Annotated in this window: 18 protein-coding genes; 6 read left to right on the forward strand and 12 right to left on the reverse strand. The window is 74.8% G+C overall.

What is annotated here, in order from left to right; translation table 11 throughout:
- Nucleotides 1–10: 10 nt before the first annotated feature.
- Together ACGFI1_RS30195 and rfbB are read left to right on the forward strand one after the other, a co-directional pair.
- Nucleotides 11–1078 carry a glucose-1-phosphate thymidylyltransferase gene (locus tag ACGFI1_RS30195; protein WP_387074453.1) on the forward strand — a complete coding sequence of 356 codons (1068 nt, stop codon included), beginning with the start codon at nt 11–13 and terminating at the stop codon, nt 1076–1078.
- On the forward strand, nt 1075–2085 hold the full coding sequence (gene rfbB, locus ACGFI1_RS30200; protein ID WP_392790167.1) for a dTDP-glucose 4,6-dehydratase: 1011 nt from the start codon (nt 1075–1077) through the stop codon (nt 2083–2085). Before ACGFI1_RS30195 ends, rfbB begins: the two co-directional genes overlap by 4 nt.
- A gap of 85 nt (nt 2086–2170) precedes the next feature.
- Here the strand turns inward: rfbB and ACGFI1_RS30205 are convergent, their stop codons facing one another.
- The 10 genes from ACGFI1_RS30205 to ACGFI1_RS30250 all read right to left on the reverse strand — a co-directional run bounded on the left by ACGFI1_RS30205 (nt 2171) and on the right by ACGFI1_RS30250 (nt 16871).
- A complete protein-coding gene (locus ACGFI1_RS30205) occupies nt 2171–3292 on the reverse strand; it encodes a DegT/DnrJ/EryC1/StrS family aminotransferase (protein ID WP_392790169.1) in 1122 nt (373 codons plus the stop codon).
- Nucleotides 3289–3735 carry a sugar 3,4-ketoisomerase gene (locus tag ACGFI1_RS30210; RefSeq protein ID WP_138634200.1) on the reverse strand — a complete coding sequence of 149 codons (447 nt, stop codon included), beginning with the start codon at nt 3733–3735 and terminating at the stop codon, nt 3289–3291. The genes ACGFI1_RS30205 and ACGFI1_RS30210 overlap by 4 nt, the downstream gene beginning before the upstream one ends.
- A gap of 40 nt (nt 3736–3775) precedes the next feature.
- Nucleotides 3776–4042, reverse strand: coding sequence for an acyl carrier protein (locus tag ACGFI1_RS30215; protein ID WP_392790171.1), 267 nt, complete (start codon nt 4040–4042; stop codon nt 3776–3778).
- Nucleotides 4043–4074: 32 nt separating this feature from the next.
- Nucleotides 4075–5133, reverse strand: coding sequence for a ketoacyl-ACP synthase III family protein (locus ACGFI1_RS30220; protein ID WP_392790173.1), 1059 nt, complete (start codon nt 5131–5133; stop codon nt 4075–4077).
- A gap of 38 nt (nt 5134–5171) precedes the next feature.
- Entirely contained in the window at nt 5172–10463 is a 5292-nt protein-coding gene (locus ACGFI1_RS30225; protein WP_392790175.1) for a type I polyketide synthase, read from the reverse strand.
- 92 nt (nt 10464–10555) lie between these two features.
- On the reverse strand, nt 10556–11596 hold the full coding sequence (locus ACGFI1_RS30230) for a ketoacyl-ACP synthase III family protein (protein WP_138634188.1): 1041 nt from the start codon (nt 11594–11596) through the stop codon (nt 10556–10558).
- A gap of 79 nt (nt 11597–11675) precedes the next feature.
- Nucleotides 11676–12533, reverse strand: coding sequence for an ABC transporter permease (locus tag ACGFI1_RS30235; RefSeq protein ID WP_392790177.1), 858 nt, complete (start codon nt 12531–12533; stop codon nt 11676–11678).
- A complete protein-coding gene (locus ACGFI1_RS30240; protein ID WP_386876890.1) occupies nt 12533–13447 on the reverse strand; it encodes an ATP-binding cassette domain-containing protein in 915 nt (304 codons plus the stop codon). The genes ACGFI1_RS30235 and ACGFI1_RS30240 overlap by 1 nt, the downstream gene beginning before the upstream one ends.
- A gap of 89 nt (nt 13448–13536) precedes the next feature.
- The gene (locus ACGFI1_RS30245) at nt 13537–16089 is read right to left on the reverse strand and encodes an ABC transporter permease (protein WP_386876892.1); all 2553 of its coding nucleotides are present in this window, start codon (nt 16087–16089) and stop codon (nt 13537–13539) included.
- Nucleotides 16089–16871 carry an ABC transporter ATP-binding protein gene (locus tag ACGFI1_RS30250; RefSeq protein WP_138634176.1) on the reverse strand — a complete coding sequence of 261 codons (783 nt, stop codon included), beginning with the start codon at nt 16869–16871 and terminating at the stop codon, nt 16089–16091. Before ACGFI1_RS30250 ends, ACGFI1_RS30245 begins: the two co-directional genes overlap by 1 nt.
- Nucleotides 16872–17157: 286 nt before the next feature.
- On the opposite strand from ACGFI1_RS30250, the gene ACGFI1_RS30255 reads away from it, so the two are divergent.
- Nucleotides 17158–18441: a sensor histidine kinase gene (locus ACGFI1_RS30255; RefSeq protein ID WP_392790181.1), complete on the forward strand. Its 1284-nt coding sequence runs from the start codon at nt 17158–17160 to the stop codon at nt 18439–18441.
- On the opposite strand, the gene ACGFI1_RS30260 is transcribed toward ACGFI1_RS30255, so the two are convergent.
- Nucleotides 18420–19271 carry an ABC transporter permease gene (locus ACGFI1_RS30260; RefSeq protein WP_386876895.1) on the reverse strand — a complete coding sequence of 284 codons (852 nt, stop codon included), beginning with the start codon at nt 19269–19271 and terminating at the stop codon, nt 18420–18422. The genes ACGFI1_RS30255 and ACGFI1_RS30260 overlap by 22 nt on opposite strands.
- Nucleotides 19271–20248 carry an ATP-binding cassette domain-containing protein gene (locus ACGFI1_RS30265; protein WP_392790184.1) on the reverse strand — a complete coding sequence of 326 codons (978 nt, stop codon included), beginning with the start codon at nt 20246–20248 and terminating at the stop codon, nt 19271–19273. The genes ACGFI1_RS30260 and ACGFI1_RS30265 overlap by 1 nt, the downstream gene beginning before the upstream one ends.
- A 177-nt stretch (nt 20249–20425) precedes the next feature.
- On the opposite strand from ACGFI1_RS30265, the gene ACGFI1_RS30270 reads away from it, so the two are divergent.
- The 3 genes from ACGFI1_RS30270 to ACGFI1_RS30280 all read left to right on the forward strand — a co-directional run bounded on the left by ACGFI1_RS30270 (nt 20426) and on the right by ACGFI1_RS30280 (nt 26114).
- Nucleotides 20426–21874, forward strand: a complete 1449-nt coding sequence (locus ACGFI1_RS30270) for an NDP-hexose 2,3-dehydratase family protein (RefSeq protein WP_392790186.1) — start codon at nt 20426–20428, stop codon at nt 21872–21874.
- 25 nt (nt 21875–21899) lie between these two features.
- Nucleotides 21900–22931, forward strand: a complete 1032-nt coding sequence (locus tag ACGFI1_RS30275; protein WP_392790188.1) for a Gfo/Idh/MocA family protein — start codon at nt 21900–21902, stop codon at nt 22929–22931.
- 363 nt (nt 22932–23294) lie between these two features.
- Nucleotides 23295–26114 carry a helix-turn-helix transcriptional regulator gene (locus tag ACGFI1_RS30280; RefSeq protein WP_138641290.1) on the forward strand — a complete coding sequence of 940 codons (2820 nt, stop codon included), beginning with the start codon at nt 23295–23297 and terminating at the stop codon, nt 26112–26114.
- Nucleotides 26115–26249: the final 135 nt, after the last annotated feature.

Raw genomic sequence — 26249 nt, forward strand, 5'->3', positions numbered from 1 at the left:
AGGGCACACCATGAAGGCACTCGTACTCGCGGGCGGCACCGGGTCCCGGCTCCGCCCGTTCAGCCACAGCACCCCCAAGCAGCTCGTCCCCGTCGCGAACAAGCCCGTGCTGCTGCACGGGCTGGAGTCGCTGCGGGACGCGGGCATCACCGAGATCGGCGTCATCCACAACGCCGGGCACACCGCCATCCCCGCCGCGATCGGCGACGGCGCGTCGCTCGGGGTCCGGGTCACCTACATCCCGCAGGACGAGCCGCGCGGCCTCGCGCACTGCGTGCTGATCGCGCGGGACTTCCTCGGCGACGACGACTTCCTCATGTACCTCGGCGACAACGTGTTCGCCGACGGGCTCGGCGCGCCGGTCGCGCAGTTCCGGGACGAGTCCCCGGACGCGCAGCTCGTCCTGGTGAAGGTCGCCGACCCCACCGAGTACGGCGTGGCGGAGATCGCCGCGGACGGCCGGGTGCTCGGGCTCCAGGAGAAGCCGTCCGAGCCGCGCAGCAACCTCGCGGTGACCGGCGCGTACTTCTTCACCCCGGCCATCCACGAGGCGGTCCGCGCGATCGCGCCGAGCTGGCGCAACGAGCTGGAGATCACCGACGCCGTGCAGTGGCTGGTGGAGCGCGACCTGAACGTGCGCGGGCACGTGTGCTCCGGGTACTGGAAGGACACCGGGAACGTCTCCGACCTGCTCGACTGCAACCGGGCGCTGCTGGAGAAGCTGCGGCCGGGCGTGCGCGGCCGGCTGGACCCGCTCACCCAGATCGGCGCCTCGGTGGTGGTCGAGGCCGGCGCCACCGTGATCGCGTCCCGGATCGACGGCCCGGCGATCATCGGCGGCGGAACCGCGATCGTCAACAGCTACATCGGCCCCTACACCGCCGTCGGGTCCGGCTGCCTGGTCGAGAACGCGGGCGTGGAGGACTCCATCCTGCTCGACCGCTCCTCGGTGCACGGCCTGCGCACGGTGAAGGGCTCGCTGATCGGCCGGGAGGCCGCGGTCAGCCTCGCCCGCCACGAGCTGCGCGTGCACCGGCTTATCGTGGGCGACGACAGCCGACTGGAGGTGCCCGCGTGAGGATCCTCGTCACCGGCGGAGCCGGCTTCATCGGATCGGCCTACGTCCGCGACCTGCTCGGCGGGCGGTACCCGGGCACGGACGGCTGGCGGGTCACCGTCCTGGACAGCCTCACCTACGCGGGCGACCGCCGGAACCTGCCGCCCGACGGCCCCCGGCTGGCCTTCGTGAAGGGCGACATCTGCGACGCGTCCCTGCTCGCGGACCTGCTGCCGGGGCACGACGCGGTCGTGCACTTCGCGGCGGAGTCGCACGTCGACCGCTCCGTGGCCGACGCGGCGCCGTTCGTCATGACCAACGTCGTCGGCACCCAGACGCTGCTGGAGGCGTGCCGCCGCGGCGGCGTCGAGCGGTTCGTGCACGTCTCCACCGACGAGGTGTACGGGTCGATCGAGACCGGGTCGTGGACCGAGGACCACCTCCTCGCCCCGAACTCCCCCTACTCGGCGTCCAAGGCCGCCGGCGACCTGTTCGCGCGGGCCTACTGGCGCACCCACGACCTCGCGGTCTCGGTGACCCGGTGCTGCAACAACTACGGCCCCTACCAGTACACGGAGAAGGTCATCCCGCTGTTCGTCACCACCCTGCTGGACGGCGGGTCGGTGCCGCTCTACGGGGACGGGCACAACGTCCGCGAGTGGCTGCACGTGGCCGACCACTGCCGGGCCGTCCACCTCGTCCTCACCCGGGGGCGGGCGGGGGAGATCTACAACATCGGCGGCGGCACGGAGCTGAGCAACCTGGAGCTGACCGGGCGGCTGCTCGACCTGTGCGGCGCGGGCTGGGACCGGGTGCGCCGGGTCGCCGACCGCAAGGCGCACGACGAGCGCTACTCCCTGGACGACGGCAAGATCCGCACCGAGCTGGGCTTCGCGCCGGAGGTGCCCTTCGCGGACGGGCTGGCCGCCGTCGTGGACTGGTACCGCGACAACCGCTGGTGGTGGGAGCCCGGCGCGGACGGCGCTGCGGGCGCGGCACGGCCGCGGCCCATCGCCCGCCTCACCTGAACGGCGGACCGGGCACGAGCGACAGGCCCCGCCCCCTTGCGAGGGGACGGGGCCTGTCTTGCGGGGTCTCTTTCTTAGCGGGGGCTCAGCGGGCGGCGGTCGCGGGCGCCATCGCCTCGCGGACGGCGGCGATGACGGTGTCCACCGCCGCGTCCGGCAGGTGCGGGCCCATCGGCAGGCTCAGCACCTGCTCCGCCAGCCGCTCGGCGATCGGGAAGGAGCCCGCCGCGTACCCGAGGTCGGCGTACGCCGGCGACAGGTGCGCCGGGACCGGGTAGTGGATGATCGTCTCCACCCCGGCCGCCGCCAGCCGCTCGCGGAGCGCGTCCCGGTGCTCGGTCCGGACCACGAACAGGTGCCACGACGTGCCCGCCCACGGCTCGACGACCGGGAGCGCGAGCCCCGGCACCCCGGCCAGCCCGGCGAGGTAGCGGCGGGCGACCTCGGCGCGGCGGGCGTTCCACGCGTCCAACCGGGCGAGCTTCACCCGCAGCACCGCCGCCTGGATCTCGTCGAGCCGGGAGTTGGTCCCCTTGATCTCGTGGTGGTACTTCACGGCGCTGCCGTAGTTGCGCAGCAGCCGGATCCGGTCGGCCAGCGCGGCGTCGGAGGTGACCACCGCGCCGCCGTCCCCGAGCGCGCCGAGGTTCTTGCCGGGGTAGAAGCTGAACGTGGCGGCGTACGGCCCGGACCCGACCGGTTCGCCGCGGTGGCGGGCGCCGTGGGCCTGCGCGGCGTCCTCCACCACGAGCAGTCCGTGCCGGTCGGCGACCTCCGCGATGGCCCGCATGTCGGCGGGCTGCCCGTACAGGTGCACGGGCAGCACCGCCCTGGTCCGGCGGCTCACCGCCGCCTCGATCCGGGCGGGGTCGAGGTTGCAGGTCCGCTCGTCCGGCTCGACCGGCACCGGGCGCGCGCCCGCCGCCGTCACCGCCAGCAGCGTCGCGATGAACGTGTTGGACGGGACGATCACCTCGTCGCCCGGCCCGACCCCGTGCGCGCGCAGCGCCAGCGTGATCGCGTCGATGCCGGACCCGACGGCGACGCAGTGCGCGGCCCCGCAGTAGGCGGCGAACTCCGCCTCGAACGCGGCCAGTTCCTCACCGAGCAGGTACCAGCCCGAGGACACGACCCGGTGCACCGCCGCGTCGAGTTCGGCGCCGAGCTCGTCGTGGACGGCCCGCAGGTCCAGAAAGGGAACCCTCATCCCAGCCTCTCCGCGTCGCGCAGGAACTCGTCGTACCTGCGGTAGTAGTCCGCCTCGTCGTAGTGCGAGGAGGCGAGGACGAGCCCGACCGCGCCCGGCGAGAAGTTCTCCAGGTTCCGCCAGATCATCGGCCCGATGTAGAGGCCGCGGGTCGGGTCGTCCAGGTGGAAGCGCGTCCGGCGGCGGCCGTCGTCCACGGTGATGTCGAACTCGCCGTGCAGCGCCAGCAGGAGCTGTTCGAGCTCGCGGTGGGCGTGCGCGCCGCGCACCGTGCCGGTCGGCATGCCGTACAGGTAGTAGACGCGCTCGATGGCGAACCCGATGGTCTCGCCGGCCTCGACGGAGGCGAGCCCGCCGCGGTCGTCGACGAAGTCGGGCACCTTGACGATGCGGCACGGCGCGACCCGGCCGACGACGGTCTCACCGGCCCCTGCTTGCTGCATTACCTTGATCCCTTCCGGCGACGGGCGGGCCCCGCGACGGCTAGCGCGAGTCGGCGGCCGCGAGCTCGCACACCAGTGCGGCGATGGTGGCGACGTCCTTGAGGTAGCGCGCCTCGATGAAGCGCGCGGGCAGCGGCGTCCGCAGCCCGTCGCGCAGGTGGTTGAGCAGGACGGCGGTGCGGAGCGAGTCGAGGATCCCCGACTCCAGCAGCGGGGTGTCCGCCGCGATCTCCACGCCGTCCGCGGCGGACCCGAAGTTCTCCCGGACGAAGCCGAGCAGCTCGGCGCGGACCTCTTCCTCGGTCATGCGTCCTCCTCGTCGGGCGCCGGCGGCGCCGGTCAGGTCAGCCACGGCGGGGTGGCGAGGATCTTGATGACGGCGCTGGAGAGCGTGACGCCGGGCGCCATGCCGGCCAGCAGCACGTGGTCGCCGGGCCCGAGCTCGCCGGTCGTCAGCAGGTGGTCGAGGGAGACGAGCTGGTCGCTGGCGCCGAGGTGCCCGACGGTGCGGCCGAACTCCCAGGTGGACATCGACAGCGGCAGCCCGAGCGCGCCCATGCAGCGCTGCTCGACCGTCTCCCGGTCGTTGTTCATGAACGCCACGCGGGCGAGGTCGGCGAGTTCGATGCCCGCCTCGTCGAGGGACCGCTCGACGCTCTCCAGCAGCTTCTGGTGCACGGTCACCCACAGGGACGGGCCGCCCTCCGTCCGGGCCCGCGCCTTGGCGAGCGCCCCGGCGAGGAACGACTCGGTGCGCCGGTGGAAGTCCATGGACTGGCCGGTGGTGGCGCCGGGCGGGAACAGCGGCTCGCCGCTGCGGTGCAGCTCCTCGCCCTCGGGGACGGTGATGGAGTTGACCGACAGCAGCTGCGCGAAGCCCGGCGCGCGGCCGAGGACGAGCGCGCTCGCCGCGTCGCCCATGACGAAGCCGGGACCGGCGTTCCACCGGTTCACCAGCGGGGTGCCGTAGTTGTCGGTGCTGACGACCAGCGCGGTGCGGCGCGCGGGGTCGGCGCTCAGGTAGGCGGCGCCCAGCTCCAGCGCGCTGAACACCCCGTTGCACCCGTGCCGGGTCTCGACGGCGAGGGCACCGCCGCCGACGAGGTGCCGCTGCAGGTAGTACTGCGGCTGCCAGCCGTCCGGCCCCTGGTGCCAGGTGTCGGTGTAGAGCAGCAGGTCCACCTCGCCGGGGCGCTGGCCGCAGCGCTCGAACGCCGTCCGCGCCGCGCGTAGCGCCATCTCGGGGGCCGGGACCTCCCCGGCCACGGCGACGCCGGTGAAGCCGTGCGCCTCCGCCCCCTCCTCCGGGTGCAGGCCCTGGGCGACGGCCCATTTGATGTCGACGGTCTCCGGCAGGTAGACGCCGACGCTCCTGACGTACGCGTCCTGGGTGCGCATGACCTCGGTTCCTCGCTTCCGGTTGCGTCGGGCCCGTGTCAGGCGCCGACCATCGGCTCGGCCTCGCCGGAGAGCAGCCCGGCCAGATGTTCGGCGATCGCGGTGACGGTGGGCCGGTGCCACAGCAGCGTGGCGGGCAGACCGTGCCCGAACCGCTTCTCCAGCCGCCGCCGGATCACCAGCGTCATCACCGAGTCCAGGCCCTGCTCGGCCAGGGAGCGGCGGGGGTCCAGGTGCTCGGCGGACAGCCGCATCTCGGTCGCGATCTGGGCGCCGACGACCTCCAGCAGGCGCGCGCGCAGCTCGTCCGGCGGCAGGCCGGCCAGGCCGTCGGTGTCGGACGTCCCGCCCGGCGCGGCGGCCCGGTCCCGGGCGGCGGCGTCCGCCGCGGCGGCGACCTCGGCGAGCAGCGGCGGGCGCCGCGTGCCCGGTTCGGCCGGGGCGACGCCGAGCACCGCGTAGTACGCGCCGCCGTGCGCGGCGGCCAGGTCCCAGGCGGCGAACGCCTCCGGCGCGGTGACGTCGGTGACGCCGCGGGCCTGCAACTCCATGTCCACGACCTCGTTGACGGCCATGCCCTTGCCGCGCCAGGACGTCCAGCCGAGGCTCACGGTGTCGCGGCCCCCGGCGGCGCGGCGGTGCGCGGCGAACGCGTCGAGGAAGGCGTTGGCGGCGGCGTAGCCGGCCTGGCCGGGCAGGCCGAGCAGGTGGCCGCAGGACGAGAACAGCGCCAGGAAGTCCAGGCTGCCGGGCGGGAACAGCCGGTGCAGCGTCCAGGCCCCGTCGACCTTGGGACGCAGCACGGTGCGCAGCGACGCCTCGTCCACGCCGGGGATCATCCGGTTGTCGAGGGCGCCGGCGGCGTGCACGACGCCGCGGATCGGCGGGAGGCCGAGCACGTCGGGGTCGAGCGCCCGCGCGGCCCCGGCGGGGTCGGCGATGTCCAGCGCCACGGTGGCAACGGTGACGCCGAGGCCCTCCAGCGCCCGGACGCCCTCGATCCGGCGGCGGGTCTCGGCGTCGGCGGGGGCGTCCCAGTCCGAGCGGGCCGGGAGGGGGCGGCGGCCGGCCAGCACGATGCGGCGCGCGCCGCGCTCGGCCAGCCACCGGGCGACCTCCAGGCCGAGGACGCCGAGGCCGCCGGTGACGAGGTAGGTGCCGTCGGGGTGGCAGCGCACCGGTTCGCCCTCCGGGGGCGCGTCGTCGGGGCGGGCGAGGCGCGCGACGGTGGTCTCGTCCTGGCGCAGCGCGATGACGTCGTCCCCGGGCGCGGCCCGCAGGACGGCCAGCAGCGCGGCGGCGTCGGGCACCGATCCGTCCGCCGGGAGGTCGATCGTGCCGCCCCACAGCTCGGGGTGCTCGCCGGAGACGATCCGGCCGAGGCCCCACAGCGGCGCGTGGCCGAGGGCGTCCTCCGCCCGGCTCTCCCTGACGCCCGCCGTCAGGCACCACAGGCGCGGCGCGGCGGCGGGATCGAGCGCGGACAGCCGCTGGACGGCCTGCGTCAGCAGCCATGCCGCGTCGAGGGCGGCCTCGGTGACGGGCCGTCCCGATGTCGCGGGCGGCGGGACGAGCAGGACGTCCGTGGACGGCCCGGCCTCGGTGGCGAACCTCGCGAGCGCCTCCGGGCCGGACACTGCCGTGCAGGTCGCCCCGGCCGCGTGAAGGGTGTCGCGCAGAGCGTCCACAGCCTGTGGATCCGGGCCCACGATGACGACGTCCCGCTCGGCGCCGTCGCCGGACGGGGTGAACGGCCGCCAGGCCAGCTCGTGCACCAGCCGTGCCGGATGCGCGGCGGCCGTGCCGGGGTCGCGGTCCATCGTCGCGTAGCGAAGACCGGCGAGCCGGGCCAGGACCCGGCCGTCCGGGTCGGCGATCAGCACGTCCACGGAGTCGTCCCGGGACGGGTCCACGACGACCTCGACGACCGCGTCCTCCGGCGGCTCGCTCGCGAGGTGCACCTCTCCGACGTGGGCGACCATGCGGAGCACGGCCTCCCCCGGGTAGGCGGCGGGCGCGATCGACAGCGCCGCGTCCAGCAGCGGCCCCCAGGTCGCGGCGCCGCGCGCCGGATGCCCGGCCGTGACGACCGCGCGCAGCCGCCCCTCGCCCCGGTACAGCTCACGGACGGTCCAGTCGAACGCCATCGTCGGGACGCCCACCGACGCCAGGCGCCGCTGGACGAACCCGGTGTCCACCGCCTCGCCGGGGGCCGCGGTGTCGGCGAGCGCCGGCGGCAGCGGGTCGGCGGGGCCGGACGCCACGGCGGCGGTGCAGTGGGTTAGCCACGACCGATCCGCCGAGTCGTCGGCCGTCGCGCGGGAGGCCAGGCGGGCGGCGCCGTCCTCCAGCAGCACCTGAACCTCGCGGCGGTCGGTGGTCAGCGGCAGCCGGAGCGCCACGTCGGCCAGCGTGGGCGGCGGGCCGTCCCGGTCGGCCGCGGCGCCGAGGAAGGTGTTGATCAGCACCGCCGCGGGCACGATCTCGACCCCGTTGATGGTGTGGCTGCCCGGGTAGGGGCGGCAGTCGTCGTCCAGGACGGTCCGCCACAGCCGCAGCGCCCGGCCGGCGACCGGGACCGGCGACCCGAGCAGCGCGTGCGCGTCCACGTCGTGGCCGAGCCCCTCGCCCGCGCCGCCGGACGGCGCGTCCCGCCAGTGCCGCCGCCGCTGCCAGGCGACGCCGGGCGGGGTGACCAGGTCGCCGCCGGGCGCCAGCGTCCGCCAGTCCAGCGGCAGCCCGTGGCAGTGCAGCGCGGCGGCCGCGTCGAGCAGCTGCGCGGGCTCGGACCGGTCGCGGCGCAGCGTCGAGCCGACGAACGCGTCACCGAGCCCCAGCTCGCCGAGGGTCTCCCCGATCGAGTGGGCCACCACCGGGTGCGCGGAGACCTCCAGGAACGCGCGGTAGCCGTCCTCGGCGGCGGCCTCGACGGCCGCCGCGAGCCGCACCGGGTTGCGCAGGTTCGCCGCCCAGTAGGAGCCGTCCGGGGCGGGCATCGCCCGCGGGTCGGGCAGGGCGGTCGAGTACATCGGGACGGCGGGCGGGACCGGCGCCAGGCCGGCCCCGGCGGCGGCCAGCTCGTCCAGCAGCGGGTCCATGTGCGGGCTGTGGAAGGCGACGTCGGAGGAGACGCGGCGCACCTGGACGCCCTCGTCCCGCCACCGCTCCACCAGCTCCTCGACGGCGGCGGCGTCCCCCGCGACAACGGTGGACAGCGGCGACGACTGGATCGCGGCCACCAGGTCGGCGCGGTCGCCGAACCGCTCCTCGACCTCGGCGAACGGCAGCGCCGCCATGGCCATCGCGCCCCGGCCCGCGACACGGCCCAGCAGCCGCGACCGGCGGCAGATCAGCCGCGCGCCCGCCTCCCGGGTCAGCGCGCCCGCGGTGACGGCGGCGGCGATCTCCCCGACCGAGTGGCCGATCACCGCGGCCGGGGCCGCGCCCCGGGACCGCCACACGGCGGCCAGCCCGAGCTGCACCGCGAAGATCATCGTCTGGATCCGGGCGACGTCGGTCAGTGGATCGGCCAGCAGCACCTCGCGCGGCGAGAAGCCGATCTCCTCCCGGAAGACCGGCTCCAGCGCGTCGATCACCTCGGCGAACACCGGTTCGGCGGCCAGCAGCCCGCGGCCCATGCCGGCCCACTGGGAACCGTGCCCGGAGAAGACCCACACCAGGCCGGCCCCGGCCTCCGCCGGGACGGTGCCGGTGGTCACGCCGGGGCCTTCGGCGCCGTCCGCCAGCAGCCGGAGCCCGGCGACCAGCACGTCCCGGTCCGCGGCGACGACCCCGGCCCGGTGCGGCAAATGCGAGCGGCGCAGCGCCAGCGTGTGCCCGACGGACGCGAGCGGCGCGCCCTCCCCGGGCCCCGCCAGCCAGTCGGCCAGCTCGCCCGCGTGCTGCCGGAGCGCGGCGCCGGACGCGGCCGACACCGGGTAGAGCCGCGGCTCCCCGTCCCCGTCGGCGGGACGCGGCGCGTCCGGCCGCGCCGGGGCCTCCTCCAGCAGGACGTGCGCGATCGTCCCGCCGTATCCGAAGCCGGACACCCCGACCCGCCGCGGGGTCTCGCCGCGCGGCCACGGCGTGGGTTCGGTGACCACCTTCAGCCCGCCCCCGGCCCAGTCGATCGCGGGGTTCCCGGTGGTGAAGTTCAGGCTCGGCGGGATCTCCTCGTTGGCGAGGACGAGCACCGCCTTGATGACGGACGCGACGCCCGCGCCCGCTTCGAGGTGCCCGATGTTGGCCTTCACCGACCCGATCAGGCAGGGCTCGCCCGCCGGGCGGCCCGCCCCGTAGACGGCGCTGAGCGCGGACGCCTCCAGCGGGTCGCCGAGCCGCGTCCCGGTGCCGTGCGCCTCGACGTAGCCGACCGTCGCCGGGTCCACCCCGGCGCTGCGGCAGGCCCGGTCGAGCACGTGCCGCTGCGCCGCGCCGCTGGGCGCCATGATCCCGTTGGTGCGGCCGTCCTGGTTCACGGCGCCGCCGCGCACGACCGCGAGCACCCGGTCGCCGTCCCGCTCGGCGTCGGCGAGCCGCTTGAGCACCAGCACGCCGCAGCCCTCGCCGCGCCCGTAGCCGTCGGCGGACGCGTCGAACGACTTGCAGCGGCCGTCGGCGGCCATCGCGCCCGCCGCGTCCAGGGTCAGCGTCAGCCCCGGCGACACGATCACGTTGACGCCCGCCGCGAGCGCGAGCGGGCTCTCCCCCGTCCGGACGCTCTGGCACGCCAGGTGCAGCGCCACCAGCGACGCCGAGCAGGCGGTGTCGACCGCGAGGCTCGGGCCGCGCAGGTCCAGCGCGTAGGAGATGCGGTTGGCGACCGCGCACATCGCGGCGCCGATGCCGGTCCACGCCTCGATCCGCGGCAGGTCCTCCAGCAGCCGGCGGCCGTAGTCGTCCGACCCCACCCCGACGAACACCCCGGCGTCGGAGCCGGCCAGGTCGCGGGGCGGGACGCCGGCGTGCTCCAGCGCCTCCCAGGCGGTCTCCAGCAGGATCCGCTGCTGCGGGTCCATCAGCTCGGCCTCGCGCGGGGTCAGCCCGAAGAACTCGGCGTCGAACGACTCGACGCCGGAGAGGAAGCCGCCCCACGGGGTGGCGCGGCGCAGCGCCGCGGCGAAGTCCGGGCCGAACCGCTCGTACTCGCGCCACCGCTCGCGCGGGACCTCCCCGATGCCGTCGCGGCCGTCCCGCAGCAGCGACCAGTACGCCTCCGGCGAGTCGGCGTCCCCGGCGAACCGGCAGCCGACGCCGATCACCGCGACGGGCTCCGCGCCCGGCTCCGCGCCGGCCGGCCGCGCCCGCCCGGCCCCGCTGTCCTGCACCATCGATGGGCCCCCATCCACTCTCGGGTCGTGTCGCACGCGGCCGCCGTCCGCCGGGACGCGCCCGTCCGGTCCGGCCGGGTTCACCGCGGCGCTCACCGCAGCCAGGGCGGCGTGCTGAGGATCTGGACGATCGCGCTCGACAGGGTGACCCCGGGGCCGACCCCGACGAGCAGCATGTGGTCGCCGGGGCGCAGCTCCCCGGCGGTGAGCAGGTGGTCGAGCGAGACGAGCTGGTCGCTGGCGGCCAGATGGCCGACGGTCCGCCCGAACTCCCAGGTCGACTTGGACATCGGCAGCCCCAGCGCGAGCATCCCGCGCTGCTCGACGATCTCGCGGGAGTAGTTCATGAAGGCGGCCCGCGCGATGTCGCCGATCTCCAGGCCCGCCTCGGCGAGCGTCCGGTCCACCAGCTCGACCATCCGCTGGTGGACGGTCACCCACACGGTGGTGCCGGCCCCGTCCGCCATGGCCCGCCGGTTGAAGTCGGCCGTCCGGCCGCTGAAGTCGAGCGGCCGGCCCGCCGTCGGGCCGGGCGGGAAGAGCGGCTCGCCGCTGCGGTGGACCTCCTCGGCCTCCGCGACGGCGGTGGTGCACACCGACAGCAGCCGGGCGAAGCCGGGCTCGGTGCTGAGCAGGACCGCGCTCGCCGCGTCCCCGGCGATGTAGCCGGGGCCGAACCGCCAGCGGTCGATCATCGGGGTGCCGAAGTTGTCGGCGGCCACCACCAGCGCGTCGCGCCGGCCGGGCGAGCGCAGGTAGGACGCGGCGAGCTCCAGCGCGCTGAACACCCCGTTGCAGCCGTGCCGGACCTCCACCGCCAGCGGCCGGCCGCCGACCAGGTGCCGCTGCAGGTAGTACTGCGGCTGCCAGCCGTCCGGGCCCTGGTGCCAGGAGTCGGCGTACAGCAGCAGGTCCAGCTCCTCGGGGCGGTGCCCGCAGCGCTTGAACGCCTGCTGCGCCGCCCGCAGCGCCATCTCCGGAGCCGGGACGTCCCCGGCGACGGCGGCGCCGGCGAGCTCGTGGAGCTCGGCCTCCTCGGCGGAGTAGCGGCCCTCCCGGACGGCCTGCTCGACGCCGGCCGCCGGCGGGAGGTACACCCCCAGTCCCTTGAGGTGAACGTCGGGTGTGCGCACGACCGCCTCCTTGATTGCTCAAAGCTGCGATCACTGTCCACCGCCGCGCTTAAGGGGGGCTAAGCGCGATCTGAACCGGTCAGATGTCGCGGCGGCGGAACACCGCGCACGCCACCGCCGCGGTCGCGCCGACACCGGCGATCATGATGCCGAGCAGCGTGAACGCCGGGATCCCGGTCTCGGTGGTGGTCGACATGACCATCATCCCGGCCATGATCGGCCAGAGCCCGCGGACCAGCGGCGGCAGCAGCGGGCCGAGCAGGTACGGGACGATGATGGCGGCCACGACCAGCACCACGATGGCGCCCGCCGTCGACCGGATCAGCACGCCCAGCGCGGCGCCCAGCAGCCCGACCAGGGCGAGGTACAGGCCCGCCCCGACGACCGCACGCAGCGACTCGTGGTCGGTGAGGGAGGCGTGCGGGACGTCCATCCCGACGAGCACCTGCTGGCCCAGCAGGAAGCCGCCGACGCTGACCAGCTCCCCGACCGCCAGCCCGACGACGGTGATGACGAGGGCCTTCGCGGCCAGCACCCGCAGCCTGCGCGGCACCGCGGTCAGGCTGGTGCTGATCATTCCGGTGGCGAACTCCCCGCTGGTGCTGAGCACGCCGAGCGCGCCGACGGTGAGCTGGGCGAACAGCGTCGCGCCCATCAGGCTCGTCAGCGTCGGGTCCCACTCCGCGCGCTCGGCGGCGGTCATGTCCGCGTACCCCTCGGCGGTCCCGCTGGTGAACAGGAACGCCATGCCGACCCCGACGACGATGGTGGCGACGACGGAGTACAGCGACGACCGGAGCGTGCGCAGCTTGGTCCACTCGGAGCGGACGGCGTCGGCGAACGTCGCCCGCCCGTCCACCGGCACCAGGGCCGCGGCGGGTTCCGGCGCGGCCGCCGGTCGGTCCGTGAACGGCGTCGGTCGGCCCGTGAACGGCATCAGGCGGCCCCTTCCGTGACGTTGAACTGGACGCTGTCGCGGGTCAGCTCCATGAAGATCTGCTCCAGGGAGGCCCGGTGCGGGGTCAGCTCGGCCAGCACGGCGCCGTCCGCCGCGGCCAGCCGGTAGATCTCGGTGCTGTCGAGGCCGGTGACGAGCAGCCCGCCGTCCGGCTCCCGGCGCACCTCGGCGCCGCGCGCGGCCAGCCGCCGGGCGAACGTGCCGGCCTGCGCGGTGCGCACCAGCACCTTCGGCCGGGTGGTGCGGCCCATCAGCTCGTTCACCCCGGAGTCGGCGAGCAGCCGGCCGCGGCCGATGATGACCAAGTGGTCGGCGGTGAGCGCGATCTCGCTCATCAGATGGCTGGAGATCAGCACGGTGCGGCCCTCGTCGGCCAGCCGCCGGGCCAGCGTGCGGACCCACATGATGCCCTCGGGGTCCAGCCCGTTGATCGGCTCGTCGAAGATCAGGCAGGCGGGGTCGCCGAGCAGCGCCGCGGCGATGCCGAGCCGCTGGTACATGCCGAGCGAGAACGTGCGCACCCGGCGGTGCGCCACCCGGTCCAGGCCGACGAGCTGCAGCACCTCCGGGACCCGCCAGCGCGGGATCCCGTTGCTCAGCGCGAGGCACAGCAGATGGTCCTCGGCGCGGCGGCTGTCGTGCACCGCGTGCGCGTCCAGCAGCGCCCCCACCTCCCGCATCGGCGCGGGCAGGTCGGCGTACCGGCGGCCGCCGATCGTGGCCGTCCCGCGGGTGGCGGCGTGCAGGCCGAGGATGACCCGCATCGTCGTCGTCTTGCCCGCGCCGTTGGGCCCGAGGAACCCGGTGACCAGGCCCGGTTTGACGGTGAAGGTCAGATCGTCGACCGCGACGGTCTCGTCGAAGCGCTTGGTCAGACCTTTGACCTCGATCATGGTGCGTTCACTCCGCGGGGTCGGTGGGTCGGATCGGGTCGTCCCCCGCCGTCCGGGCGCGGGCGGGCGCGCCCGGACGGCGGCGGGGGCTACTCGGTCGAGCCGATGGCCCGCAGGACGTCCATCGTCGAGGCGCGCCGGGCGGGCCAGACCGCCGCGACGACCCCGATGAGGGCCGAGGCCAGCACGTACAGCGCCAGCTGCCCGACCGGCACCGACAGGACGTCCATCCCCTCGTCGGCCGCCGCGTTCTGGATGCTCACCGCGATCACGACGCCCACCGCGAGGCCGAGCAGCGCGCCGAAGGTGGAGATGACCACGGCCTCGAACCGGATCATCCGGCGCACCTGCCCGCGCTGCATGCCGATCGCGCGCAGCAGCCCGATCTCGCGGGTCCGCTCCACCACCGACAGCGCCAGCGTGTTCACGATGCCGAGCGCGGCGATGACGATCGACAGCGCGAGCAGCACCAGGACCACGCGCAGCAGCAGGTCGATGCTCGCGGTGTACTGCTCCTTGATCTGCTCCCGGTTCTTCAGGTCCAGGTTGGGCCAGCGGTCCAGGGTGCCGCGCAGCGCGCGCTCGACCGCCGCCGCGTCCGTCCCGGGCGCCTTGATGATGTCGATCTGGTCGATCTGCGCGTCCGAGTAGTGCTCGGCGTAGCTGCCCGCGCCGAGGATGATCGTGGGCGCGGTCTCCAGCACCGACTTGACGTCGGCGTAGATCCCGGCGATCCGGAAGGTGGCGCGGGTGCCGTCCTGGTACTGGCCGGGCACGGCGGACCCGACCTTCCAGCCCCTGTCGTCGGCCGTCTTGCGGTTGACGAGGAGCTGGTCGGGCCCGAGCGAGGACGAGCCCGCCTCGATGCGCAGCCGGTACAGCCGCACCAGCCCGGCGGCGTCGCCGGCGGTGGCGCGGCTCGCCTTGCCGTCCAGCTTGAACGGGGCGGTGGCGACGCCGATCGCGTCCCGCACGCCGGGCGTCTTCGCCACTGCGTCCCGCACCTCGGTGCTGAGCGGGGTGAGCGAGCTCGGAGCGTCGATCCGGTAGTCGGCGGTGAGGCCCTCGTCCACCTGCCGGTCGGTCGAGGCGACCATCGACGCGGAGATCACCGACACGCCGCTGACCAGGGTCAGCCCGATCATCAGCGCGGACGCGGTGGCGGCGGTGCGGCGCGGGTTGCGCTGCGCGTTCTCCCGGCTCATCCGGCCGGTGACGCCGGCGATCCGGGCGAACGGCCAGCCGAGCAGCCGCGTCGCGGGGCGGCTGACGATCGGGCTGAGCGTGGTGATGCCGATGAACAGCGCGGCGGCGCCGCCGCCCGCGATGACCAGCGCCGCGTCGCCGGACCCGCCGAACCCGATCGCCATCACGACCGCGCCGGCGACCGCCTCGATCGTCCCGGCGATCGCGCGCAGCCGCAGCGACCGGCCGCTCGCGGCCACCGCGTCGTCGCGCATCGCCGCGACCGGCGGGATCCGCGCCGCCCGCGACGCGGGCAGGTAGGCGCCGACGAGCGTGACCAGCATGCCCACCGCGTACGACCACAGCACCGCCATGGGCGGCAGGGTCAGGTCGCCGGCGGGGACGCCGAAGTCCAGCGCGCCGAACAGCGCGATCAGCCCGAGGCCGAGCCCGCCGCCGGCGAGCAGGCCGATCGTCGAGCCGAGGAACCCGACGCCGAGCGCCTCGCCCATCACCATCAGCGTGACCTGGCGGCGGGACGCCCCGATCGCGCGCAGCAGCGCCAGCTCCCGGGTCCGCTGCGACACCAGCATCGAGAACGTGTTGAAGATGATGAACGAGCCGACGAACACGGCGACGAACGCGAAGACCAGCACGAACGTCCGCAGCATCTTCAGCACGTCCTTGACGGACGCGGTCTGCTCGTCGATCGCCTTCGTGCCGGTGACGGCCTCGTAGCCGGACGGCAGCACCCGCGCGATCGCGTCGCGCAGCTCGGTCTGCGACACCCCCGGCGCGGCGTGCACGGAGATCTGCCGGTAGGTGCCGGGGTGCTCCATCAGCAGCCTCTCGGCGGCCTGCGGCTGGAACGCGGTCACGACCAGGGCACTGAGCGCGTCCGACGAGCCGTACTGGAAGATCCCGGAGACGGTGAAGGTCCGCACGCCGGACGCCAGCACCACCTGGACCCGGTCGCCGGCCTTGTAGCCGGTCGCGTCCGCGGTGTTCTGGTCGAGGGCGATCTCGTCGGCGGCGCGCGGCCCCGTCCCGGACTTCAGCCGCATCGGCGACAGGTCCGGGTCGGCGTTCCAGTCCCGGCCGGTCTGCGGCGGCGACCCGTAGATCTTGCCCTTCTTGTCGACGACGCCCGCGAAGCCGGTGACCTCGCCGTGCACCTTCGCGACGCCGGGCGCGGACCGGATCGTCGCCAGCAGCGACGCGGGCACGGGCCGGTCGGGCGCGTCGGTGCCGAGCTCGGTGCTGACCGCGCGCTGGGTGCGCACGACCGCGTCGGTGCCCCGGCCGAGGTCGGAGAAGGCGCTGCCGATCGACTTGTCCAGGGTGGCCGACAGGATCATCGTGCCGGACACGAAGCCGACGCTGAGGATGACCGCGAGCGCGGTGAGCCCCAGCCGCAGCTTGTGCGCGAGCAGGCCCCGCAGGGCCAGGCGTGCCATCACGACCGCTCGCCCCCCGGCAGCTCGAAGCCCTTCATGCGCTCCAGGACGCGCTCGGCGGTCGGCTCGGCCATCCGGTCGACGATCTTCCCGTCGGACAGGAACAGCACCTCGTCGGCGTAGCCCGCGGCGGCCGGGTCGTGGGTGACCATCACGATGGTCTGCTCCAGGTCGCGCACCGAGTCCCGCAGGAACGCCAGCACCTCGCCGCTGGAGCGGGAGTCGAGGTTGCCGGTCGGCTCGTCCGCGAAGACGATCTCCGGGCGGGAGGCCAGCGCGCGGGCGCAGGCGACCCGCTGCTGCTGGCCTCCGGACAGCTCGGCCGGCCGGTGGCCGAGCCGGGGCCGCAGCCCCACCGTGTCGATGATCTTGTCGACCCAGGCCCGGTCGGGCTTGCGCCCCGCGATGTCCATCGGGAGCGTGATGTTCTCCAGCGCCGTCAGCGTCGGGACGAGGTTGAACGCCTGGAAGACGAAGCCGATCTTGTCCCGGCGCAGCGCGGTGAGGCGCTTGTCGTTCAGGCCGGACAGGGCCGCGTCGCCGATGTAGACCTCGCCGCCGCTGACCCGGTCCAGCCCGGCCATGCAGTGCATGAGCGTGGACTTGCCGGACCCGGACGGCCCCATGACCGCGGTGAACCGGGCCCGGGGGATCTCCACGCTGACGTCGTCGAGCGCGGTGACGGTGGCCGCGCCGGTCACGTAGGTCTTGGTGACGTGCTCGGCCCGCGCGGCGGCCGCGGCGACGCGCGGCTCGGTACTCGCGGTTGCGCTGCTGCTCATATCCGTTTCCTTCATCAGGAGGTTCCTCGTCACGGGACTTGCGGGGTCGCGTGGACTTGCGTGGTCACGTGGACTCGCGTGGTCACGTGGCTTCGCGGGGCCGGCCGCCCGGTGCTCCGGCCTCGTCTCGATTCCAGCCGCTCGGTGGGGGCCGCCGACAGCGGGCAAGGTACGGAGCGCGGCGTACGAAGGTGCAGGCCGCCGGACGCGGGAAGCCACTTTCGTAGGGCCCCGCACCGCCGCGGGCACACCCGGCGGCGGGCCGGGAGCGCTTACATTTGAGTACGTGAAGCCTGTGCTGCGGCGCCCCTGGAGCACCCCCCGGGGTGCCGTCCTCACCGACCTCGCCGTGGTACTGGCCGTCCTGCTGCTCGGCCTCGCCGTCACCACGACGCCGGACGCTCCGCTGAAGCCGGCCGGCGGCCTCACCTACCTGCTCGTCCCCGGGCTGGCGCCGGCGCTGTTCTGGCGCCGCCGCGCGCCGCTCGCCGCCACCTGGGCGGTGGCCGTCGCGGCGGTGCTGGTCCCGGCGGCGGAGCTGGTCGTCCCCGGCACCTTCTTCCGGCACGGCGGGGACGCCGACTACACCGAACTGCTCGCCTGGACGCCCGCCGCGCCCTTCGCCGCGTACGCCGCGCTCGCCTTCGTGAAGAGCGCCCGTGCCGCCTGGGCGCCGCCGGCGGTGATGGCCGTGGGCGCGGCGCTGATGGGCTGGGCGATCCCCGGGCCGGAGCAGGGCGGCCCCGGCTCCACCGACGCGGTGGTCTTCCGCAGCATGGCCTTCCTCGCGGTCGGCGCGCTGCTCGGGCTGTATGCGGGGGCGCGCCGCCGCATGGTGCACACGCTGGTCGAACGCGCCGAGCGCGCGGAGCGGGAACGCCACCTGCTGGCCGAGCAGGCGCGCGCGGAGGAGCGGGCGCGCCTCGCCGCCGAGATGCACGACGTGGTGACCCACCAGGTCAGCCTCATGGTGCTGCAGGCCGGCGCCCTGCGGGTCACCCTGCCGGACGAGGAGTCGCGCGCCGCCGTCGAGCAGATCCGCTCCACCGGCTGCGCCGCGCTGGAGGAGCTGCGGGACGTGGTGGGCCTGCTGCGGCGCGGCGGCGAACCGATCGCCCCGCCCCGCGACGGCCCGGGGCCGGCCGAGCGGATCGACCTGTCCCGGCTGATCGCCGAGTCGGAGTCGGTGGGGGTGCCGGTCGCGCTGGCGGAGGAGGGCGGCCCGCCGCTCGCCCCGCCCGCGGTCGGCCGCACCGTCCACCGCGTCGTCCAGGAGGCCCTCACCAACGTGCGCAAGCACGCCCCGGGCGCGCGGGTCGAGGTGCGGCTGCGCCGCGACCCCGGCACGGTTTCGGTGACCGTGGCCAACACCGCCCCCACCGGCGAGGACGGGGTGCTCGCCGCCGCCGGCTCCGGGATGGGGCTGCGCGGCCTGCGGCAGCGGGTCGAGATGGTCGGCGGATCGTTCGCCGCCGGGCCGGCGGACGGCGGCGGCTTCCGCGTGGAGGCGACCCTGCCGACCGGCCCGGACGCGGCCGGCGACGACGCTCAGGTCTCCTTCACCCGGTAGCTGCGCACCGTCAGCGGCACGAAGACCGCCAGCAGCGCCACCGACCACGCCACGGTGGCGATAACCGGATGTTGCAGCGGCAGCGCCGGGTCCGCCAGCCGGGCACCCGGGCTGCCGAACAGCTCCCGCCCCGCCACCACCCCGGCGCTGACCGGGTTCCATTCGGCGATGGTGCGCAGCCAGCCCGGCATGTCGCCGGTGGGCACGAACGCGGTCGAGATCAGCGCGACCGGGAAGAAGAACGGGGCGAGCCGCCCGGCCATCTCCTCCGAGCCCGCGGCCAGCCCGATGAACAGGCCCACCCACGTCATCGCGTACCGCAGCAGCAGCGTCAGCCCGACCGCGGCGGCGGCGTTCGCCGCGCCCGCGTGCGGCTGCCAGCCGACCACCACGCCGCAGGCCATCATCAGCAGCAGGCCGATCGTGCCGATGAGCATGTCGGCCCCGGACTGCCCCAGCGGCACCGCGACCCGCGACACCGGCATCGAGCGGATCCGGTCCAGGATGCCGCGCTGGGCGTCCACGGCCGCGTCGGTCGCGACGGTGGAGACGCTGGTGAACGACATCATCACGAACAGGCCCGGCATCAGGTACTCGCGGTAGTCGCCGCCGCCGGGCACCTCGACGGCGCTGCCCAGTACGTAGCCGAACAGCAGCACCATGATCACCGGGAACATCAGCGCGGCGACCAGCACCTGCGGCTGCCGGCGAAGCTGGGTCAGCGGGCGGCCGACGAGGGTCAGCCCGTCGGCCACGGCCCAGCGCAGCCGCGCCGCCGCCGTCGTCGGGACGACGGGGACCGTCGCGGCGGCACCTCCCCGGGTCGCCATCACACCGCCTCCCGCACCTGGTCGCCGGCCCGTTCGGGATCGGGGCCGCCCCGCGCGGTCAGGTGCAGGAACACCTCGTCCAGGGTGGGACGGCGCAGCGCGACGTCCACCGCCGCGATCCCCCCGGCGTCCAGCCGCCGCACGACGTCGACCAGGGTCGCCGCGCCGGTCGGGACCGGCAGGCTGAAGCCGTCCTCGCGCAGCTCGGCGGGCCCGTCGCCGATCTCGGCCGCGAGCAGCGCCGCCGCCCGCTCCACCGGGGCGGGACGGGCCAGCGTGACGTCCACCCGGTCGCCGATGATGCCCTTCAGCGCGTCGGGCGGGCCGGACGCGACGATCCGGCCCCGGTCCACCACCGCGATGTCGTCGGCGAGCTGGTCCGCCTCCTCCAGGTACTGGGTGGTGAGCAGCACCGTGGTGCCCTCGGCGACGAGGGTGCGGACCGTGTCCCAGATCTCGCCCCGGCTGAGCGGGTCGAGCCCGGTCGTCGGCTCGTCCAGGAACAGCACCTTCGGCGCGATGATCAGGCTGGTGATCAGGTCGAGCCGGCGGCGCATGCCCCCGGAGTAGGTGCGCACCTGCCGGTCGGCGGCGTGCGCCAGCCGGAACCGGTCCAGCAGTTCGTCGGCCCGCCGCCGGGCCTCGCGCCGGGACAGGTGGTAGAGCCGGCCGAACAGGCGCAGGTTGTCGCGCCCGGTGAGCGCCTCGTCGAGCGCGGCGTACTGGCGGGCGACCCCGATCCGGGCGCGCACCTGCGCCGGCTCCTTCACGGCGTCGAACCCGGCGATCCTGGCCCGTCCGGCGTCCGGCGCGCACAGCGTGGACAGCACCCGCACCGCGGTGGTCTTGCCCGCGCCGTTCGGTCCGAGCAGCCCGCAGACGGTGCCCGGCGCGACGCGCAGGTCCAGGCCGGCCAGCGCCCAGGTCTCGCCGAACCGCTTGCGCAGCCCCTCGGCCGCGATCATCGCGTCGTCCATGCACCCTCCGCAGTCGGACATCGGCAGATAACGCCCGCAGCGTAAATGATCGGAATTCCACCGCGCAATACTGGGAAAGTCATTTACAACGCCTTTGTCACCGACTTTGGCGGCGCATTGTCGCCGCTTCAGCGGACCCGTATGAACTGGCCGCCGAGACCTGGACGGAGGCACCCGGTGAGCCCTGCGATCGCGCCCTCGGAAGACGATCACACGCTGGACGGAGCCGCGAAGTTCACCCGGTCGGCCTCCATCGACCACCAGGCGGGACCGTCCTCGGCGTTCCGCAAGTGGTGGGACGGGCGGCACCGGGACGGCCGCTTCGAGGTCACCCGGATCCCGTTCCGCGAAATGGACAGCTGGCATTTCGCCTCGGACACCGGAAATCTGCGGCACGCGAGCGGCAGATTCTTCACGGTCGAGGGGCTGCGGGTGAGCGAGGGCGGGGCCGAGCTCTGGTCGCAGCCGATCCTGCACCAGCCGGAGATCGGCATTCTCGGGATCCTGGCCAAGGAATTCGACGGCGTCCTGCATTTCCTCATGCAGGCGAAGATGGAGCCGGGCAACGTCAACGCGGTGCAGCTCTCGCCGACCGTCCAGGCGACCCGCAGCAACTACAGCCGGGTGCACCGCGGCGCGCGGACCCGGTACCTGGAGTACTTCCTCGCGCCGCGGCGCGGCTCCCGGGTGCTGGTGGACGTGCTGCAGTCCGAGCAGGGCGCGTGGTTCCTCGGCAAGCGCAACCGCAACATGGTGGTGCAGGCGCTCGGGGACGTGCCCGACCACGACGACTTCCACTGGGTGACCATCGGCGAGCTGCGCGCCCTGCTGGCGCACGACAACCTGGTGAGCATGGACGCGCGGACCGTCCTCGCGTCGATACCGTTCACCGCCCCGCGCCCCGGCGACCACCTCGCGGCGCACCGGGCCGGCCCGGACGAGGCGTTCACCGGTGCGCTGCTGCGCTCCTACGCGGCCGGCGGGTCGGGCGCGCTGCACTCCCGGCGCGAGGTGCTGAGCTGGTTCACGGAGATGAAGGCGGCGTGCCACTGGCGGGTGGACCTCGTCCCGCTGAACGGCGTCGCCGGCTGGGCGCGCTCCGCGGACGAGATCGCCGACGACGGCCGGGGCGGCTTCCGGATCCTGGCGACCCGCGTGCGCGCCGGGAACCGGGAGGTCGCGACCTGGTCGCAGCCGCTGCTCGCGCCGCGCGGGCACGCGGCGGCGGCCTTCGTCGCCCGCTCGTTCGGCGGCGTCCTGCACCTGCTGGTCCAGGCCCGGCCGCAGCCCGGCCTCCGCGATCTGGTGGAGCTGGCGCCGACCGTGTACGTGCCGCCGTGCGCCGACCCGGCCGCGGCCGCCGCCGCGCTGCCCTTCGGCGCGGCGGCGATGACCGCCGACCCGGCGCGGGTGCGCTTCGACACGCTGCTGTCGGAGGAGGGCGGGCGCTTCTACCACGCCCAGACCCGCTACCGGGTGGTGGAGGCGGGTGACGGCTTCCCGGCCCGCGTCCCCGAGAACTACCGCTGGCTGACGGTGCGGCAGCTCATGGAGCTGGTGCAGCACGGCCACTACTTGGACATCGAGGCGCGCAGCCTGCTGGCGTGCGTGCACAGCCTGTGGTGACGGCCCGAGAGGAAGGGGACGAACGATGCGGCCACCGCCGCTGCGCATGGGGCTGCTGGGCTGCGCCGACATCGCCTGGCGCAACGCCCTGCCGGCGATGGAGCGGGTGCCGGACGTCGTGCTCGTGGCCTGCGCCGGCCGCGACCGGGCCAAGGCGGAGCGGTTCGCCGCGCGGTTCGGCGGCGACGCGCTGGCGGGCTACGAGGAGTTGCTCGCCCGGACCGACGTCGACGCGGTCTACGTCCCGCTGCCGTCCGGCCTGCACCACCTGTGGGGCCGCCGGGCGCTGGAGGCCGGCAAGCACGTGCTCCTGGAGAAACCGGCCGTCACCAGTGCGGCCGAGGCCGCGGACCTCGCGGCGCTGGCGGGCGGGCGCGGGCTGTGGGTGGGCGAGAACTTCACCTTCGTGCACCACGCGCAGCACCGCGCCGTCCGGAGGCTGATCGACGAGGGGGCCGTCGGTGAGCCGCGCGGGCTGCGCGCCGTGTTCGGGATCCCGCCCCGGCCGCCGGGCGACATCCGCTACGACGCCGAACTGGGCGGCGGGGCGCTGCTGGACCTCGGCTCGTACGTGGTGCGGGCGGCGCAGCTGCTCCTCGGTGACGAGCTGAGCGTGCTCGGCTCGATGCTGCGCATGGCCGGCGACCTCGGCGTGGACGTCGGCGGCAACGCCCTGCTGTGCTCGGCGGACGGCGTGCCCGCCGAGCTGATGTTCAGCTTCGAGACCGGTTACCGCTCGGCCCAGTCGATCTGGGGGGCGCACGGCCGGCTCACCCTCGAACGGGCCTTCACCACCCCGCCGACGCTGCGCACCGTGGCGCGCGTCGAGCGGCAGGACCACGTCGAGGAGATCACGCTGCCCGCCGACGACCAGTTCGCGGCGGCCCTGCGGGCGTTCGCCGGGTCGGTGCGCGCTCTCGGCGCCTCCGGGGACGGGGAGCACCGGCTCCGGCGGAGCCTCGACGCGCTGCTGCGGCGCGCGGCGCTGCTCGACGAGATCCGCGAGCGCGCACACGTGGTCGACGTGGACGGACCGGTGCCCGCCGGCGTCCGCTGACCCCCGGCCCGCCACCCGGAGCCCGGCGTCCGACCTGGCGCCGGGCTCCGCCGTGCCCGGCCTCCGCAGCGAAGATCGGGAATTCTTTCACAGCGGGCCGCCCGGCGTATACCAACGAAAGTCATAAGGCGTATCAGAGTTGGTGATAAGCGCAGGTGAGAGTAGTTGTTAATGAGCATTTAACCGATACCCGGAACAGGCAAGGTCAACCCTGTATCGGTCACGCTCTGATCAACTGCGCCAACAGATCGCGCATGGTCAGCCGGGCGGGCGCTATGGCAAGCTGATCATAACCCCGCCCATCACACGCGCCGGCCGCCGTGCGACATCAGTGCTCTCAAGGACGACGAATGACGGGGAAGGATGGTGTGGAACGGGGTGTGGCCCAAGAAGCTGGTCGAACGCACCGAAGAGATCTCCTGCCTGGAGCGGCTGCACCGCGAATGCGCGGCGGGGAGGGGTGGAATCGTCCTCGTCGGCGGCTCCGCCACCAGCGGCAAGTCCGCTCTGCTGCAGGGGTTCTCGGACCATGTCACGGGCGCGGGGGGCGTCGTACTGGCGGCCACGGCCGCACCCGCGGAACAGGCGCTCCCGCTGGGCGTGGCGGTCCAGGTCCTGACCGCCGCGCAATTGCCGGGCAGCAATACCGAGCAGATCAGTGAATTACTCGACGCCGGCGCGCTGACATTTGCCGCGCCGGACTCCGCCACCGCGGGCGCGACCATACATATCCTGCACGAAATGTGCAAGACGCTGTTCGAGCTATCCGAGCAGAGTCCGCTTGTGGTCGCCGTCGACGACGTCCATTACAGCGACCCGCTGTCCCTGCAGTTCCTGCTCTACCTGGCCCGGCGGCTGCGGCCGAATCGTGTTCTGCTCGTGCTGGCGGAACGGCCGGCATTCCAGCCGGAGTACGCCCGGTTCCGCGCCGAGCTGCTCCGCCAGCCCCGCTGCCGGCAGCTCCGGCTCGGGCCGCTCTCGGTCGCGGGGGTGGCCGAGCTGCTGGCCGCCGAGCTGGGCACGGCCGACGCGCGCGAGGCGGCCCCCCGCCACCACCGGATGAGCGGCGGCAGCCCGCTGCTGGCGGGCGCCCTGATCGAGGACCTGCGCGCCGCCGGCGCGGGCCGCGACCCGGTGCCGGGCATCGCCTTCGGCCAGGCGGTGTCGAGCTGCCTGTACCGGTGCGAGCCCGAGGCGCTGCGGGTCGCGCCGGCGCTCGCCGTGCTGGACGACCTCGCCTCCCCCGCCGTCCTCGCCGAGATGCTCTCCCTCACCGTGGAGCTGACGACCCGGGTGCTCGACGGGCTGACCGCGGTCGGCCTCCTGGCGGACGGCCGGTACCGCCACCCGGCCGTCCGCGCCGCGGTGCTCGACGCCGTTCCGACATCGGAACGCGCCAATCTGCACGATCTGGCCGCCACCGTGCTGCACGCCCACGGGGCGGCGGCGATGCCGCTCGCCCGGCATCTGGTCGCCGCCGGACGGGCCGACCGCCCGTGGACGGTCGCCGTGCTGCGGGAGGCCGCCGACCAGGCGCTCGCGTCGGGCGAGGTGGAGACCGCCGTCCGCTGCCTGACGCTGGCCGTGAAGTCGTGCGCCGACCCGAGGGAGCGGGCGGCGGTCGCGATGGCGCTGCTCAAGGCCAGGTGGCAGGCGAACCCGCTGGCCGCGTCCCGGCACCTGCCGGAGCTGGTCGCGGCCGCGCAGGCCGGGCTGCTGGACCGGCACGACGCGTCCGCGCTGACCGGGTTCCTGCTCTGGCAGGGCCGCGACGACATGGCGCTGGAGATCCTCGACCACCTCGACCGGACCGCGCCCGACGAGAGCCAGCTCCCGGACGCGGCGGCCCTGCGGGAGCGCGAGCTGACCCGGCTCTGGCTCGGCTTCGCCCGCCCCGAGCTGTGGGGCCGGCCGCGGCCGGAGCCGGTGGAGCCCGGCACCGGGCCGATCAGCCGGACCCGCTGGCACCGGCTGGCGCTGCTCCTCGACCGGATGATGGCGCAGGCCGAGGGCGACGACACCCTCAGCCGGGCGGAGCAGGTGCTGCAGGGCGCGCGGCTCGGCTCCGACTCGATGTCGATGATCCTGGTCTCGCTCAGCGCCCTCGTCTACGCCGACCGCCTCACCGAGGCGGCCCACTGGTGCGACGCGCTGCACCGGCAGGCCGCCGACCGTGGCGCCCCCGCCTGGCAGGCGCTGTTCGCCGCGGTGCGCGCCAACATCCTGCTCCGGCAGGGCAAGCCGGCCGAGGCCGAGGAACCGGCCCGCGCCGCGCTGACCCTGATGTCGCCGGAGAGCTGGGGGGTGGCCGTCGGCGCGCCGATCGCCAACATGGTGCTCGTCGCGACCGCACTCGGCAGGTACGACGAGGCACTGGAGCATCTCAACACGCCGGTGCCGAGCGCCGCGTTCGCGACGATCGGCGGGCTGTACCACCTGGCGGCGCGGGGCCGCTACCACATGGCGGTGGCCCGGCCGCGCGCCGCGCTCGACGACTTCTGGGCGTGCGGCGACCTGATGCGCAAGTGGGACCTGGACCTGCCCGCCCTCGTCCCGTGGCGCACCGACCTCGCCGAGGCCTACCTCATGCTCGGCGAGCACACGCGGGCGCGCGACCTGGTCGAGGAGGAGCTGGCCCGGCTCGGCCACGCCCGGTCCAGCACCCGGGCCCGGTCGCTGCGGCTGCTCGCCGCGGTGAGCGACCTGCGCGAGCGGCCGGCGCTGCTGCGCGAGGCCATCGACATCCTGCTGGAGCAGGACGGCGGGTTCGAGCTGGCCCAGGCCCGCGCCGAGCTCGGGCGGGCGCTGTTCATGCTCGGGGACGAGACGCAGGCCCGCGCGGAGGCCCGCACCGCCTACCGGCTCGCCGACCGCGCCGGGATGGACCTGCCGAAGGGCATCCTGCCGCAGGAGATCACCGGGGCGGCCCGCGCGTCCGGCGGCGCGGAGGCGCCCACCGCCGGCCTGATCGGCAAGCTCAGCGACGCGGAGCTGCGGGTCGCGGCGCTGGCCTCCCAGGGGCACACCAACCGGCAGATCGCCGGCAAGCTGTTCATCACCGTCAGCACCGTCGAGCAGCACCTGACCCGCGTCTACCGCAAGCTCAACGTGCGGCGCCGCGCGGACCTCCCGCTGGAGCTGCCGTGCCACGGGGACCGGCTCACGACCGGCTCCGGCTGCTGACCGGAGGCTGCTGACCGGAGGCCGCTGACCGGAGTCCGCCGGCCGGCGCGGACCGGCGGGGGCGCGGCCCCGCCAAAGGTGAAAGCTTTTCCTATATCGCGCGGACCGGCGGGAATTCGCGCCACGGCCGCCCGG

This window comes from Actinomadura geliboluensis (assembly GCF_043197915.1).
GTDB lineage: Bacteria > Actinomycetota > Actinomycetes > Streptosporangiales > Streptosporangiaceae > Spirillospora > Spirillospora geliboluensis.

Coding starts and splice junctions, on each gene's coding strand:
- ACGFI1_RS30210 (WP_138634200.1), bottom strand. CDS start 3,735: ATGCAGCAAGCAGGGGCCGGTGAGACCGTCGTCGGCCGGGTCGCGCCG.
- ACGFI1_RS30215 (WP_392790171.1), bottom strand. CDS start 4,042: ATGACCGAGGAAGAGGTCCGCGCCGAGCTGCTCGGCTTCGTCCGGGAG.
- ACGFI1_RS30225 (WP_392790175.1), bottom strand. CDS start 10,463: ATGGTGCAGGACAGCGGGGCCGGGCGGGCGCGGCCGGCCGGCGCGGAG.
- ACGFI1_RS30260 (WP_386876895.1), bottom strand. CDS start 19,271: ATGGCGACCCGGGGAGGTGCCGCCGCGACGGTCCCCGTCGTCCCGACG.
- ACGFI1_RS30240 (WP_386876890.1), bottom strand. CDS start 13,447: ATGATCGAGGTCAAAGGTCTGACCAAGCGCTTCGACGAGACCGTCGCG.
- ACGFI1_RS30220 (WP_392790173.1), bottom strand. CDS start 5,133: ATGCGCACCCAGGACGCGTACGTCAGGAGCGTCGGCGTCTACCTGCCG.
- ACGFI1_RS30250 (WP_138634176.1), bottom strand. CDS start 16,871: ATGAGCAGCAGCGCAACCGCGAGTACCGAGCCGCGCGTCGCCGCGGCC.
- ACGFI1_RS30275 (WP_392790188.1), top strand. CDS start 21,900: ATGCGGCCACCGCCGCTGCGCATGGGGCTGCTGGGCTGCGCCGACATC.
- ACGFI1_RS30265 (WP_392790184.1), bottom strand. CDS start 20,248: ATGGACGACGCGATGATCGCGGCCGAGGGGCTGCGCAAGCGGTTCGGC.
- ACGFI1_RS30205 (WP_392790169.1), bottom strand. CDS start 3,292: ATGAGGGTTCCCTTTCTGGACCTGCGGGCCGTCCACGACGAGCTCGGC.
- ACGFI1_RS30280 (WP_138641290.1), top strand. CDS start 23,295: ATGGTGTGGAACGGGGTGTGGCCCAAGAAGCTGGTCGAACGCACCGAA.
- ACGFI1_RS30245 (WP_386876892.1), bottom strand. CDS start 16,089: ATGGCACGCCTGGCCCTGCGGGGCCTGCTCGCGCACAAGCTGCGGCTG.
- ACGFI1_RS30195 (WP_387074453.1), top strand. CDS start 11: ATGAAGGCACTCGTACTCGCGGGCGGCACCGGGTCCCGGCTCCGCCCG.
- ACGFI1_RS30235 (WP_392790177.1), bottom strand. CDS start 12,533: ATGCCGTTCACGGGCCGACCGACGCCGTTCACGGACCGACCGGCGGCC.